Raw genomic sequence first — 14,154 nt, forward strand, 5'->3', positions numbered from 1 at the left:
AAAAACGCAGTTCTAATCTAGTTTAATTTCGAATAGATCAAGCAATCTCAATTTATGAGATTGCTTTTTTTATTGCGCAAAAAGGGGAGGGCACATCCTGATATAGAATTGTTAAAAACTTCTTACTCATGTACAATAAATAATGTAATATTCTGATAATTAAGTTAGGAATAGTTTAGTAGACTCGTCAATAAACTAAGAGGATGACGAGGAAAAGGGGTTATGGACATGAGAGAAGTGGTGATTGTAGCAGCTGTGAGAACTGCTATAGGAAGAAGTAAGGGCGCATTAAGTCAAGTTCGAGCAGATGATTTAGCAGCTGATGTATTACAGGAGGTTGTAAAGCGTGCAGGCATTGGTAAGGAACAAGTAGACGATGTCATTTTGGGATGTGTGACGCAAACAGCAGAACAAGGGGCAAATATTGCGAGAACCTCTTTATTAATGGCTGGATTCCCAGATAGTGTGCCAGGTGTAACCATTGATCGTCAGTGTGGTTCAAGCCAACAAGCCGTGCACTTCGCAGCACAGGCAATTTTAGCGGGGGATATGGACATTGTCATTGCTGGTGGGGTAGAAAGTATGTCAAGAGTACCAATGGGCTCAAACATGCAACATGCCCATGCTAGTAACCGCTTACAGGAAAATTATGATATTATCCATCAAGGATTATCAGCAGAGAAAATCGCTTCCCAATGGTCTTTATCGAAAGAACAGCTAAATAGCTATGCTTATCAAAGCCATCAACGGGCGATTTCCGCCATTAGAGCGGGTCATTTCCAAGCTGAAATACTACCCATTCAAGTTCCACAAGAGGATGGCTCAGTGACAACATTTGCGGTAGATGAGGGTCCTCGTGCAGAAACTACCGTTGACATTTTAAATGGATTAAAAACTGTCTTTCAAGAGAATGGCGCGATTACTGCGGGCAATGCGAGCCAAATGAGTGATGGGGCCTCAGCTGTAGTCGTAATGGCATTGGATAAAGCGAGAGAACTAGGCATTCAACCACTCGCTAAAATTGTGACAAGAGTGGTCGTGGGCTCTGATCCGACATTAATGCTGACAGGGCCAATCGAAGCTACTAGAAAAGCATTAGAACGGTCAGGGCTCAACATTGAGGATATCGACACATATGAGGTAAATGAAGCCTTTGCACCTGTGCCGCTCGTATGGCTGCATGAAATAGGAGGAGACCCACAGAAGCTCAATCCTGATGGTGGAGCCATTGCACTGGGACATCCATTAGGGGCAACAGGTACGAAATTGTTAACGACCATGCTCTATCGAATGGAGCGAGAGAATTATCGTTACGGCTTGTTGGCGATTTGTGAGGGAATGGGAATGGCCAATGCCACGATCATTGAAAAAATGTAAAAGGGGATATGTCTGATGAAGGAACATGAAGTGGTGGCAGTCGTAACAGGGGGTGCCTCTGGTTTAGGAGAGGCAACCGTTCGGAAATTAATAGGACAGGGTGGCAAAGCAATTATTTTTGATGTCAATGATGAGCGTGGACAAGCTCTAGTGGAAGAATTAGGTCAAAATGTCCTTTATGCACGAGTAGACGTCACAAAGGAAGAGGAGGTGGCGACTGGCCTTGAGCAGGCTATTGCAGCTTTTGGTAAGATCAATGTTGCAGTGAACTGTGCTGGCATTGCAGATGCGAGTAAAGTTATTTCGAAGCGTGGTATACACGCCCTTGCGTTATTTGAAAAAGTGATTGCTGTTAATTTAGTTGGCACGTTTAATGTCATCCGTCTAGTGGCAGAAAAAATGCAACATAATGAGCCAAATGAGGATGGACAGCGTGGCGTCATTATTAATACCGCGTCTGTGGCTGCATTTGATGGGCAAATCGGACAAGCTGCTTATAGCGCGTCAAAAGGTGGCGTAGCAGCCATGACTTTGCCAATTGCAAGAGAGCTTGCGGAAATCGGTGTCCGAGTGATGACCATAGCGCCAGGATTAATTGAAACACCAATGTTTGCTTCGTTACCTGAGCCTGCACGAACAGCTCTTGCTCAAATGACACCATTCCCTAAACGACTTGGTAAACCTTCGGAATATGCTCTTTTGGTTGAAAGTATTATCCACAATGGCTTGTTAAATGGAGAGATCATTCGACTAGATGGTGCCATTCGCATGCAGCCGAGGTAACGGCAAAATCTAGTTCAAATAGTTTTTGTTTTGATTGTTTCTAAAATCGTAGATGAAGGGAAGCGGTATCATGCATATGATGGATACACCTTTATTATTAACAAGTTTTTTGAATCGTGCAGAACGATTTTTTCACTCAAAGAAAATCTATTCTCGAACAAGTGCCACTACTATTCACGAATTTACGTATAAAGAATATGTCAAACGGACTCGCCGATTAGCCGATGCTTTGACGAAACTAGGGATGGATCAAGGAATGAAGGTGGGCACATTTGCTTGGAATCACCATCGCCATTTGGAAGCCTATTTTGCTGTACCATGTGCAGGAGCAGTATTGCATATGATTAATATTCGATTATCCCCTGAGCATATTGCCTATGTCATCAATCATGCCGAGGATGAAATATTATTAATAGATGATAATCTGGTGCCACTAATTGCACCTATCGTCTCTCAGCTGAAAACGGTAAAGCATTATATCATTATGGGTGATGCTGTTGCAGTAGAAACTTTACCGATTCCAAATGCTCTTTCCTATGAATCGTTACTTGCGGAGGCAGATGAACATTTCACATTCCCAGAAGATTTAGATGAAAATACACCCGCAGGCATGTGCTATACCAGTGCAACGACGGGCATGCCAAAGGGAGTAGTCTATACACATCGCAGTATTGTACTTCATAGTTTAACAGCTGGTCTCGCTGACAGTATTGCAATTTGTGAGTCGGATGTGGTGTTACCTGTTGTGCCAATGTTCCATGCGAATGCATGGGGATTACCATTTGCCAGTGTCGCATTTGGTTCTACACAGGTCTTACCGGGACCTATGTTTACACCACAGCTATTGCTAGAATTATTTGATGTATATAAAGTTACATTGACAGCAGGTGTACCGACCATATGGCTGGGCGTTCTACAGGAGCAGCGTCAAAATCCTCGTGACCTATCGTCTATGCGATTAATTGTTTGTGGAGGTTCTGCTTCACCAATTGGTCTTGTCCGAGGCTTTGAGCAAGAACTTAATATCCCGTACATGACAGGTTACGGTATGACGGAAACCTCACCTCTTGTAAGCCTATCCACGTATTTAACACATATGGAGGACTATACGGCTGATGAAAAAATGAATGTTCGGATTACACAAGGTATGACGATGCCACTTATTGATACAAGGATTGTCAATGAAAATGGTGAAGTGCCTTGGGATGGCAAAACGATGGGAGAGCTTACGATTAGAGGACCATGGATTGCTAATGAGTATTATCAGGATGAACGAACGGAAGAGGCCTTTAAAGACGGCTGGCTCTATACAGGCGATATTGCTGTGATGACAACAGATGGCTATATAAAAATTACCGACCGTACAAAGGATTTAATTAAGAGTGGTGGCGAATGGATTTCTTCAGTAGAGCTTGAAAATGCATTAATGTCCCATCCAAAGGTCTTTGAGGCAGCTGTTATTGCCATTCCACATGAAAAGTGGTTGGAGCGACCATTAGCTTGTGTCGTAGCAAAGCCAGAGTTTAAGGGTTCGATTACAAAAGAAGAGTTACTAGAGAGTCTACAGCACCAATTCCATAAATCATGGGTTCCTGATGATATTGTCTTCATTGACGAGGTACCAAAAACGTCTGTAGGTAAATTCTTAAAGACTAAATTACGAGAAGATTTAAAAGCGTACCGCATACAAGTCTAACGATAATGGATAGAATGAGGGTGGTGAAAAACTACCTTCATTTTTTATTGGAATAAATTCCTGAAAAATGAAACTATTTTTTCTATTTTGCCGTATAATCAAAATAACGAAAGGAAGTGAACGGATTGTCAATTGCCATTGTAGCGATAATTGGAGGCGTCATTATTTCTCTAGCTGGAATTTTTACAGACGCTCGTACTAGACAACAAAAAATAAAACTGAAGGCTGTTGAAAAAGAAGTAGAATTAGAAAAGCTTAGGTTAGAAACTTATACGATTGAAACAGAAAAAATGAGACTTGAATTAGAACAGTCGAAAGTATTACTTTTAGAGGAAAAACAAAACGTAAGAAAGTAGATTTGCATACATGAGAAAGACTATTTCAGGATTGGGACTTTTCCGCTATAATGGTAATACGACGCTAGAGGGGAAGATGACCATATGTCTGATTATGAACAGTTTATAGAAGGTATTAAGCGCAAAACAGGAATAGATTTAGCGTTATATAAAGAAGCGCAAATGAAAAGACGATTAACCTCTCTTTATGAGAAAAAGGGCTATCGTAATTTTGTAGACTTTCTAAAGGCACTCGAACAAGATCGTGATTTAATGAATGAATTCTTAGATCGTATGACGATCAATGTTTCTGAATTTTATCGCAATGGAAAGCGCTGGGAAGTATTACAAAAGAAAATATTTCCGAAACTTTTACAAACTAATAAGCGTTTAAAAATTTGGAGTGCGGCTTGTTCGACAGGAGAAGAACCATATTCTTTAGTAATGGTATTATCTCAATTGGTGCCTTTATCTCAAATTCAAATTATTGCCACTGATTTAGATGAGAATGTGATACAAAAGGCGAAGTTAGGTGTCTACCCTGAACGCTCTTTAGCCGAGGTCCCAAGTGATATTAAAGCAAAGTATTTTGAACAAGAAGGCTCCTTCTATCGCGTGAAGGATGAGATTAAGCGTTGTGTAACCTTTAAGAAACATAATTTATTGAATGACTCTTATGACGGCAATTATGATTTAATTGTTTGTCGCAATGTCATGATTTATTTTACAGAAGAAGCGAAAGATCAAATTTATAATAATTTTAGTAAAGCACTGCGCAAGGATGGCGTTTTATTTGTTGGATCGACAGAGCAAATTTTTAATCCAGCACGTTATGAATTTGATGTAGAAGACACGTTCTTCTATCGCAAAAATAATTAATAATATGGATGAAAAGCTTTGTACAAATAACCCAATTGTACATAAAGTTGACCAAGCATTAAACATAGATAATTCATACGCTTTTCGCTTATCATAAGCAAAGGCGTATTTTTTATAAAATTTAGCTAGGTGTTTTTTATAACTTTCATTCAGAATATTCACATTTAGATCTATGAAAATGGTAACTACTTAAAAGACATTCGTAAAAGGACTGTTTTTTTAAAGAATATATGTTATAGTGAAAAATACATACTTTAGCGAGTTGAAGGGAGAAAGTGTTTATGCGTTACTTAACAGCAGGTGAGTCTCACGGACCTCAATTAACGACAATTATTGAGGGTTTACCGTCACTCTTACCCATTACAGCAGAAAAAATTAATCACGATTTAAAACGTCGCCAAGGAGGTCATGGACGTGGGCGCCGCATGCAAATCGAAACAGATACAGTGGAGATTGTAGCTGGTGTTCGTCATGGTCAGACACTTGGATCTCCTGTTGCACTCGTTGTCACAAATGATGACTGGAAGCACTGGACTAAAATTATGGGAGCAGAGCCATTAGCTGATGATATCAACCCTGAAGATATCAAGCGTCAAATCTCACGTCCTCGACCAGGTCATGCAGATTTAGTTGGAGGCATGAAATATGGTCACCGCGATTTAAGGAATGTATTAGAGCGTTCCTCTGCGCGTGAAACAACTGTACGAGTAGCAGTTGGGTCTGTGGCAAAGGCGTTACTTAATGAACTAGGCATTTCCATTGTTGCACATGTTACAGAGATAGTGGGAATTAAAGCCGATACTTCTTTAATAGAAGGAAAAACAACAGAAGAAATTCGTGCAATTGTCGAAGCGGATCCTTGCTACTGTGTAGATCCAATCGCCTCTGCGAAAATGGTTGAGGCAATTGATGAAGCGAAAAAGGCCGGCGATTCGATCGGTGGTGTTGTAGAAATCATTGTAGAAGGCATGCCAGCAGGTGTAGGTTCTTATGTACATTATGATCGTAAGCTGGATGCAAAGCTTGCTGCTGCTATGCTATCTATTAATGCATTTAAAGGAGTAGAGTTTGGACTTGGCTTTGAAATGGCACGTCGAAAAGGTTCTGAAGTACACGATGAAATCATCTGGTCTGAAGAAGAAGGTTATACTCGTGCAACCAATCGACTTGGTGGCTTAGAAGGCGGTATGTCAACAGGTATGCCAATTGTTGTACGTGGTGTGATGAAGCCAATTCCTACTTTATATAAACCATTACAAAGTGTAGATATTGAAACAAAAGAGCCGTTTAAAGCGAGTGTTGAGCGCTCTGATAGCTGTGCAGTACCAGCAGCGTCTGTAGTTGCAGAACATGTTATTGCCTGGGAAATAGCGAATGCAATTTTAGAGCAATTCCATAGTGATCAACTACCACAATTACAAGCTCAAATTGACGAGCATCGTCAATATACAAAGGGGTTCTAAGTTATGCGTGTACCAGTAGCAACAAAATCGCATCAATATGAAGTTGTTCTTGGGCATCAATTTCTAACTGAAGCTGTGGAGGCATTTGCTGATAAACTTCAAAAAGCGGATAAGCTCTTTGTGTTTACTGATGTCAATGTTTGGGCAGCACAGGGAGAGTACTTCAAAGCAAATTTCCCGTACCACTTTGAGGTTTTTATTTTGCCAGGTGGAGAAGCGTGCAAAACCTTTGATCAATACAATGCTGCTCAAACATTTTTATTAGAGCAAAAATGCTCCAGAAAATCCTTCATTTTTGCTTTTGGAGGAGGAGCAGTTGGCGATTTAACAGGTTTTGTTGCGGCAACTTATATGCGTGGGATTCCGTTTATTCAAATTCCAACGACTATTCTAGCGCATGATTCCGCAGTTGGTGGAAAAACTGCCATTAATCATCCACTAGGAAAAAATATGATTGGCGCATTTTATCAGCCAGAAGGCGTGATATATGATACAGCTCTTTTAGAAAGTTTATCAGAGCGTGAGGTACGTTCGGGAACAGCAGAGTTAATTAAGCATGCCATGATTTCTGACCCGAACTGGCTGGAGGAATTAATGACAGGAGATTCGGTGATCCATTTTAATCAAAATGAACTAGCAAAGCAACTAAAAAAAGGAATTGAAGTGAAAGCACAAATTGTTGCTGAGGACGAAACAGAGCAATCCGTTCGAAAGTTTTTAAACCTAGGCCATACATATGGACATGCCATTGAGGCAGCTGCGGGTTATGGCAAAGTGGCTCATGGTGAGGCTGTTATGATTGGACTCGTCTATTGTCTTCTATTGAGTGAACGATATGGAGAACTTGATCGAACGTTCACCCAATCCTTTTTACAGTTTGCGATAAAAAACGGCTATCCTTTTAAGGCTGTGAGTGATTATTCATTTGAACAATTATCTAGCTACCTAATGAAAGATAAAAAAGCGGAATATGGCATTTTACAATTTGTTCTTTTGGAGAAAATTGGAAAGCCTTTTGTCAAAGCTATTGATTTAGAAGAATGCCAAGAAATAGATGCTGAATATAGACAGTTATTAGCGGAGGTGCTTGTATGATTCGTGGACTTAGAGGAGCAATAACAATTGAATCTGACAAGCCAGAGCTTGTATGGGATGAGACAGCAAGATTAGTGCGTGAGGTTGTGGCAGCAAATAATGTGGACATTGATGATATCGCATCGATCCTCATTTCAACAACGCCAGATATTACCTCAGCATTTCCTGCTCGTGCAGTACGCTTGATGGATGGCTGGCAATATGTCCCTGTTATGTGTACACATGAGATGGATGTGCCAGAAGCGTTACCATTATGTATTCGTGTATTAATACATGCAAATGTAGAGGTTGCCCAAAAAGATGTAAAGCACTTGTATCTCAATGATGCAGTGAAATTAAGACCAGATTTGGCCCAGGCTAAATAAGTAGAGGAGATGTTTTAGATGAAGTGGAAACAACAATTGGACGGTATGCAAGCATATAAGCCAGGTAAACCAATTGAAGAAGTACAACGTGAATATGGCTTAAAGGAAGTTATTAAATTGGCATCGAATGAAAATCCATTCGGGTGCTCACCTAAGGTAACAGCTTATTTACAAAATAATGCAGTGAATCATGCACTTTATCCAGATGGCTATGCCCAAAACCTACGTACTGCTGTGGCAAATCATCTAGGTGTGAAAGAAACACAGCTTCTTTTTGGTAACGGCTCTGATGACATCATTGCTATTATTACTCGTGCTCTGTTGTATCCAGGGGTAAACACGGTTATGGCCGACCCTTCCTTCTCTCAATACTGGCACAATGCTGAAATTGAAGGTGCTGAAGTACGTAAAGTGCCTTGTCAAGATGGAGCACATGATCTAGAGGCAATGTTGGCTGCAATTGATGACCAAACTTCTATTGTTTGGGTATGTAGTCCAAATAATCCTACAGGAGTTGTCATTCCTGATGCTGCATTGCGTGCCTTTCTTGCAAAGGTTCCAAGCGATGTCCTTGTCGTGCTTGATGAGGCATACATTGAATATGTTACACATCCAGACCACAAGGATACGTTACCAATCATTAATGAGTATCCGAATGTGCTTTTACTGCGTACATTCTCTAAAGCATATGGCTTAGCTTCGTTCCGCGTAGGCTATGCTATTGGCCAACCTGATGTTATTGCTAAGCTTGATCCTGTGCGTGCACCATTCAATAATACAATCTTAAGTCAAGCTGTTGCTGCCATTGCCCTCAGTGACCAAGATTATATTGAAGCCTGCCGTGAAGCCAATGAAAAAGGCAAAAAACAATATGTAGAATTTTGTGAAAAGCATAATTTAAAATACTTCCCATCTGATACAAACTTTATTTTCTTTGATACCCATGCTGATAGTGATGTTGTTTTCCAAGAGCTGATGAAAAGAGGCTTTATCGTGCGCAGTGGTAATGCATTAGGCTTACCAGGATTTATCCGTGTGACAATTGGAACAGAGGCTCAAAATGCAGCATTGCTTAGCCAACTTGATGAAGTGTTAAAACAACAAGGGGTATTTGCATGACACGCAAAGTACTCGTTATAGGGCTAGGATTGATCGGAGGTTCTATTGCCCTTGCTTTGCAAAAAGCACCGGAAACAAAAATTATTGGCTACGACATGGACGCACAAACACGCGAGCATGCGAAAACATTAAATATTGTGCATGAGATTGTCGCAGATCCACTGGCTGTTGCGGCTGAGGTTGATGTTATTATCTTCGGTACGCCCGTTAATGCAACACTGGATTGGATGGAGCAATTAAAATCATGGCCCTTGAAAAATAAAGTCATCGTAACAGATACAGGAAGTACAAAAAAATTAATTATGCAAAAAGCCAGCGAATTACGAGAACTTGGCATAACGTTTATTGGTGGACATCCAATGGCGGGGTCTCATAAAAGTGGTGTGCTGGCTGCTAAGGCGCATCTTTTTGAAAACGCATATTACATGCTTACGCCACTTGCTGGGGAAGAAATTGTTCATATGGCACAGCTTGAAAGTTTGCTGAAATTTACCCATGCAAAAGTAGTCAGTGTATCTGCCAGTGAGCATGATCACATGACAGCGGTGGTGAGTCATTTTCCGCATGTTATTGCGGCCTCACTTGTTCATCAATTAGGCGGCGAAAATGGGGAGTACCCAATGACACGTTCTCTTGCAGCAGGAGGGTTTCGTGATGTGACACGAATCGCCTCTTCTAATCCCATCTTATGGCGAGATATTACGCTGCAAAATCGCGAGGAACTCCTCACGCAATTAGAGGGCTGGGAAAAAGAAATGACACGCATTAAGGAACTGCTGATGGAGGGTTCTTCACAGGCTATTGAAAACTATTTTGCAGTTGCCAAAGAACTGAGAGATGAATTACCGATTAGTGCAGGGGCTATGTATACACCATTCGATCTATATGTTGATGTTCCTGACTATCCAGGTGTTATTTCTGAAGTGACGGGCTTTTTAGCAGATGAAGCAATTAGTATTACGAATCTTCGCATCGTTGAATCACGAGAAGATGTTTTCGGTATTCTAGTCATTAGCTTCCAAAGTGAAAATGATCGCGAACGTGCTGCAGCCTGTATTCAAAAACGAGCAAATTTCGAAACGTATATTTCTTAGCATAAGAAAGCGTCGGCATTTCGGCGCTTTCTATCTTCATATTGGAGGGAATAAAGTTCATGAGTGAAAAAGTATTGCAATACAACAAGCCTTCTTTACAGGGCTCTTTAACTGTTCCAGGTGATAAGTCTGTATCTCATCGCTCTGTGATGTTTGGCGCCATTGCTAGTGGAACAACGACAGTAGAGGGCTTTTTAATAGGTGAAGATTGTTTAAGTACAATTGATTGCTTCCAGAAACTTGGCGTTCAGATTGAGGTGGAAGGGACAAATGTAACCATTCATAGTCCAGGGATGGATGGCTGGCAGGAGCCGATAGAAGTGTTATATACGGGTAACTCTGGTACAACAACACGCTTAATGCTAGGCATTTTAGCTGGTTCTACTGTTCACTCTGTCATGACAGGAGATGCATCCATTGGAAAACGACCAATGCGCCGTGTTATAGATCCACTGCGTCAGATGGGTGCACAAATTACAGGGCGTGCAGACGGGCAATATACACCGCTAGCCATTCAAGGTACAAAATTACAAGCCATTGATTACAAGATGCCTGTAGCAAGTGCACAGGTGAAATCTGCTATTTTACTAGCGGGCTTGCGTGCTGAAGGAACAACTATTGTTAGAGAAATGGATGTTTCGAGAGATCATACAGAGCGAATGCTGCGTCAATTTGGTGCACATGTAGAAGTAGATAATGGCGTAGTATCGATTGAAGGAGGACAAGCTCTCAATGGTACGCATGTTTCTGTGCCAGGAGATATATCATCGGCTGCCTTTTTCTTAGTGGCAGGAGCCATTTGCAAAAATAGTCAGCTAACACTAAATAATGTGGGCATTAATCCAACACGTGATGGCATTATAGAGGTGCTGCAAAAAATGGGCGCCACGATGACGGTAACGCCGAATGATGATAATCAAGCTGAACCTACAGCAACAATCCAAATCGCCACATCTTCTTTAACTGGTACAATAATTGAGGGAGACATTATTCCTCGTTTAATTGACGAAATTCCAATTCTTGCATTACTCGCTACGCAAGCACATGGTCAAACGATCATTAAAGATGCCGAGGAGCTAAAGGTGAAGGAGACTGACCGTATCACGGCTGTTGTGACTGAATTGAAGAAACTTGGTGCCCAAATCGAAGCAACAGAAGATGGTATGATTATTGAGGGACCAACGTCTTTAAAAGGAGCAAACCTTCAAACCTATGGCGATCATCGAATCGGCATGATGGGTGCAGTTGCAGCTTTAATAACAGACGGAGCTGTTACACTAGATGATGCACAATGTATTGCTGTATCCTACCCATCGTTCTTTGAGCATATTGAGGCAGTGAGGTAACAATTAAAGAGATGCTCTCCAAGCTTTTGGGGAGTTTTTTCTTGTTTCAGAGGTAAATGTTTTGTAGCATAAAGGTATCAACGAAAGAATAGGTGAATGACTGTGAACAATGCGATGACTGAAATGATGCAAGCACTTGAACAAGGGGATTTAGCATTAATAGATCAGCTACTAGAATCATTTTTAATGAAGGAGCTACCCGAGGAGATCTATGCACTTGCTGAGATTTTTATGCAGTATGGGTACATGAAGGAAGCTGACCGTGTGCTGGAGCATTTACAATTTTTATTCCCAGAAGAAGCACAGTTAAAAATAGATCGTGCCAATGTCCTAATGGAGCTTGGTAATGAAGATGAAGCATTAGATTTATTATTAGAAATTGAAGAAACCTCCCCAGAATATCCACAAGCGTTATTGGTTTTAGCTGATTATTATCAAATGCAAGGGTTATTTGAGGTTGCAGAAAAGCGTATAAATGAAGCATTAGCGATTTTACCAGACGAGCCATTATTACATTTTGCGAAAGCAGAACTTTTATTTGAAACAGGTCGTTTTTTAGAGGCAGCAAGACTGTATGAGGACTTATATGAGCAGCAAAATGAATTTGCTGGTATTCAACTTGTCGAACGACTAGCGGAGGTTTATCGTGCAGGTGCAGCCTATGAGACGGCATTTGATTATTATGTCAAAGCCCTTGAAGATGAAGTAAAGCCCGATATTTTATTTGGAGCTGCTTATTCAGCCTTCCAGTCACAAAAATACGAGATGGCTATTAAACAACTAGAGGAATTGAAAGAATTAGATCCTGATTACTTCTCAGCCTATTTATTGCTTGCGGAAAGTTATGCAATGACAGAGGATAATCAAAAAGCTTATGCTGCCATTCAAGAGGGGTTAAAGCGTGATGAATATGATAAATCGCTTTATTTATTCGCTGGTAAAATGGCATTGAAAAATGGTTTGCCTGAAGAAGCTGAGCAACATCTGAGAGAAGCTATAGCGCTCGATCCTGAATATATGGAAGCGGTACTGGCACTTATTTCAGTGTTTGGACAACAGGAGCGCCATGAGGATGTAATCGAGTTATTTGAGACATTACAGCAAAATGATTTTGAATGGAGCACTTTATATCCTTTTGCGGCAGAGGCATATGAAAATTTAGAATTGTACGACCGTGCATACGAATTTTACCGTTTGGCATATAATGATTTTAAGGAAGACGCAACATTTTTAGAAAAATATGTTTACTTCTTATTAGAAGAAGGAAAGCGTTCAGAGGCAAAAGAGGTTCTTGGACAATTAATCAACATTCAACCGGGTGAACCAGAGTGGCAGGAGAAGTTAGAAACCTTAGAATTTGAGTAAAGGAGGGAGTGGGTATGACTGCTTCTGTATCAGTTGTTGATAAAAAAGCATTTGTTCGATGGTTTTTAAAAAATTATCAATTGAAACGTCGTGAGTGTGTATGGATTTTAAATTACCTATTAAGTAATGATGACTTGTTAAAAAGAATCCGTTTTGTGGAAGAAGCTCACTATTGTCCTAGGGCAATGGTGATGTCAACAGTAGACTCAACAGGTGTGCCTTTTCGTTTCTATAAAGGCAATGTGATGACGGCAGATGCTGAGAAGTCTTTCCATGATTTACGCTTACATGAACAAGAAGATATGTATATACAATTGAATTTTCCTAATATACCACCAAGTGCACAATACTTAGCAGTTCTTGAAGAAAACCCTTATATGCCAGAAACACTGCTCGTCAGTGAAAAAGATCGTGTACTGGCAGAAGAGCTGCTTTCCAATAGCTTACTCGTATTCCAAGAAGAGAAATTACTTGCACAAATTGATGAAGCCCTCGACCAGGGAGATGAAGTGCGATTTTATGAATTGTCTAATTTGTTACAAGCATTGAAGGAAACGGCTAATTTACGTTAATTATAGGTAAAAATTGAATGTCCTTTATCCATTTCAATATGGTAACATTACTAGTGAATGATTGTTTTCACTTTTAATTGGGTATCCTATTGAAGAGTGGAAAAGGACATTTTTATTTTGCGATAAAAGGAGGTTTGTTGAATGTATTTTAATGCAAACGATGTAACATCGTTTATGGCACAAAAAGATTTTATTGATACCGCGGTTGTTCCACTTGTATCCATTGATCTCTCTTCTGAAAAAATGAAACAAAGTGGTGCCGAGGTAGATTTTGTCATGTCTTTAACTTCTTTTATAGAGCAGCAGTTTAAAGGTCGACTACTAGTCATGCCACCATTTTCTTATATGACAACTTTAAAAAACGACGATTTACCACAGCAATTAGAAGCACAATTACATAATGCTGGATTTAAGCATGTGTTCTTCATTACTTGTGACCATTATTGGACAAAGAGTGGAGAGATAGTCAATATGATTTGGTTACCAGCGATTCCTTTAGAAAGTATGGATGCCAGTGTGAAAAAATCCATTCTAGAAGATCAATTGCGACAAGTGATTCCAATGCTTTCGACTAAATGGGCACAGATTTAACAATTAGTTTCAATAAATGTTCACATTCTCCAGCTTTCCACAGAATGCTATATTGACCAAGCTATGGACTTGAT

General features: G+C 40.3%; 14 protein-coding genes. All 14 read left to right on the forward strand.

Annotated elements, in window-relative coordinates; all coding sequences use genetic code 11:
• The first annotated feature begins 228 nt into the window (after window positions 1-228).
• The 14 genes from BFM98_RS13180 (at window position 229) to BFM98_RS13245 (ending at window position 14,080) form a co-directional block, all read left to right on the forward strand.
• A complete protein-coding gene (locus tag BFM98_RS13180) occupies window positions 229-1,377 on the forward strand; it encodes a thiolase family protein (protein WP_054550709.1) in 1,149 nt (382 codons plus the stop codon).
• Window positions 1,378-1,392: 15 nt separating this feature from the next.
• Window positions 1,393-2,160: a 3-hydroxyacyl-CoA dehydrogenase gene (locus BFM98_RS13185; protein ID WP_066037618.1), complete on the forward strand. Its 768-nt coding sequence runs from the start codon at window positions 1,393-1,395 to the stop codon at window positions 2,158-2,160.
• 70 nt (window positions 2,161-2,230) lie between these two features.
• Window positions 2,231-3,856 (forward strand): long-chain fatty acid--CoA ligase, encoded by a 1,626-nt coding sequence (locus BFM98_RS13190; RefSeq protein ID WP_066037619.1) that lies wholly within the window; start codon window positions 2,231-2,233, stop codon window positions 3,854-3,856.
• Between the two features lie 125 nt (window positions 3,857-3,981).
• On the forward strand, window positions 3,982-4,212 hold the full coding sequence (locus BFM98_RS13195) for a hypothetical protein (RefSeq protein ID WP_048389827.1): 231 nt from the start codon (window positions 3,982-3,984) through the stop codon (window positions 4,210-4,212).
• Between the two features lie 84 nt (window positions 4,213-4,296).
• Entirely contained in the window at window positions 4,297-5,070 is a 774-nt protein-coding gene (locus BFM98_RS13200) for a CheR family methyltransferase (RefSeq protein ID WP_048389829.1), read from the forward strand.
• A 281-nt stretch (window positions 5,071-5,351) separates the two neighbouring features.
• A complete protein-coding gene (gene aroC / locus BFM98_RS13205) occupies window positions 5,352-6,533 on the forward strand; it encodes a chorismate synthase (protein ID WP_066037620.1) in 1,182 nt (393 codons plus the stop codon).
• 3 nt (window positions 6,534-6,536) lie between these two features.
• Window positions 6,537-7,628, forward strand: coding sequence for a 3-dehydroquinate synthase (gene aroB, locus BFM98_RS13210; protein WP_066037621.1), 1,092 nt, complete (start codon window positions 6,537-6,539; stop codon window positions 7,626-7,628).
• Window positions 7,625-7,993: a chorismate mutase gene (gene aroH / locus BFM98_RS13215; RefSeq protein ID WP_004232646.1), complete on the forward strand. Its 369-nt coding sequence runs from the start codon at window positions 7,625-7,627 to the stop codon at window positions 7,991-7,993. Before aroB ends, aroH begins: the two co-directional genes overlap by 4 nt.
• 18 nt (window positions 7,994-8,011) lie before the next feature.
• Window positions 8,012-9,112, forward strand: a complete 1,101-nt coding sequence (hisC, locus tag BFM98_RS13220) for a histidinol-phosphate transaminase (protein ID WP_066037622.1) — start codon at window positions 8,012-8,014, stop codon at window positions 9,110-9,112.
• A complete protein-coding gene (locus BFM98_RS13225; RefSeq protein WP_066037623.1) occupies window positions 9,109-10,206 on the forward strand; it encodes a prephenate dehydrogenase in 1,098 nt (365 codons plus the stop codon). Before hisC ends, BFM98_RS13225 begins: the two co-directional genes overlap by 4 nt.
• A 59-nt stretch (window positions 10,207-10,265) precedes the next feature.
• Window positions 10,266-11,552, forward strand: a complete 1,287-nt coding sequence (gene aroA / locus BFM98_RS13230) for a 3-phosphoshikimate 1-carboxyvinyltransferase (protein WP_066037624.1) — start codon at window positions 10,266-10,268, stop codon at window positions 11,550-11,552.
• A 96-nt stretch (window positions 11,553-11,648) separates the two neighbouring features.
• A complete protein-coding gene (locus BFM98_RS13235; RefSeq protein ID WP_004232654.1) occupies window positions 11,649-12,917 on the forward strand; it encodes a tetratricopeptide repeat protein in 1,269 nt (422 codons plus the stop codon).
• A 14-nt stretch (window positions 12,918-12,931) separates the two neighbouring features.
• Entirely contained in the window at window positions 12,932-13,489 is a 558-nt protein-coding gene (locus tag BFM98_RS13240) for a ReoY family proteolytic degradation factor (protein WP_048389838.1), read from the forward strand.
• Window positions 13,490-13,630: 141 nt separating this feature from the next.
• Window positions 13,631-14,080, forward strand: coding sequence for a DUF2487 family protein (locus BFM98_RS13245; protein ID WP_048389840.1), 450 nt, complete (start codon window positions 13,631-13,633; stop codon window positions 14,078-14,080).
• Window positions 14,081-14,154 lie beyond the last annotated feature (74 nt).

This window comes from Lysinibacillus sp. AR18-8 (genome assembly GCF_001705465.1).
GTDB lineage: Bacteria > Bacillota > Bacilli > Bacillales_A > Planococcaceae > Lysinibacillus > Lysinibacillus capsici.

Bases quoted from the DNA above. Each gene is read 5' to 3' on its own strand.
- BFM98_RS13180 (WP_054550709.1), top strand. From the start codon at position 229: ATGAGAGAAGTGGTGATTGTAGCAGCTGTGAGAACTGCTATAGGAAGA.
- BFM98_RS13185 (WP_066037618.1), top strand. From the start codon at position 1,393: ATGAAGGAACATGAAGTGGTGGCAGTCGTAACAGGGGGTGCCTCTGGT.
- BFM98_RS13190 (WP_066037619.1), top strand. From the start codon at position 2,231: ATGCATATGATGGATACACCTTTATTATTAACAAGTTTTTTGAATCGT.
- BFM98_RS13200 (WP_048389829.1), top strand. From the start codon at position 4,297: ATGTCTGATTATGAACAGTTTATAGAAGGTATTAAGCGCAAAACAGGA.
- aroC (WP_066037620.1), top strand. From the start codon at position 5,352: ATGCGTTACTTAACAGCAGGTGAGTCTCACGGACCTCAATTAACGACA.
- aroB (WP_066037621.1), top strand. From the start codon at position 6,537: ATGCGTGTACCAGTAGCAACAAAATCGCATCAATATGAAGTTGTTCTT.
- aroH (WP_004232646.1), top strand. From the start codon at position 7,625: ATGATTCGTGGACTTAGAGGAGCAATAACAATTGAATCTGACAAGCCA.
- hisC (WP_066037622.1), top strand. From the start codon at position 8,012: ATGAAGTGGAAACAACAATTGGACGGTATGCAAGCATATAAGCCAGGT.
- BFM98_RS13225 (WP_066037623.1), top strand. From the start codon at position 9,109: ATGACACGCAAAGTACTCGTTATAGGGCTAGGATTGATCGGAGGTTCT.
- aroA (WP_066037624.1), top strand. From the start codon at position 10,266: ATGAGTGAAAAAGTATTGCAATACAACAAGCCTTCTTTACAGGGCTCT.
- BFM98_RS13235 (WP_004232654.1), top strand. From the start codon at position 11,649: ATGACTGTGAACAATGCGATGACTGAAATGATGCAAGCACTTGAACAA.
- BFM98_RS13240 (WP_048389838.1), top strand. From the start codon at position 12,932: ATGACTGCTTCTGTATCAGTTGTTGATAAAAAAGCATTTGTTCGATGG.
- BFM98_RS13245 (WP_048389840.1), top strand. From the start codon at position 13,631: ATGTATTTTAATGCAAACGATGTAACATCGTTTATGGCACAAAAAGAT.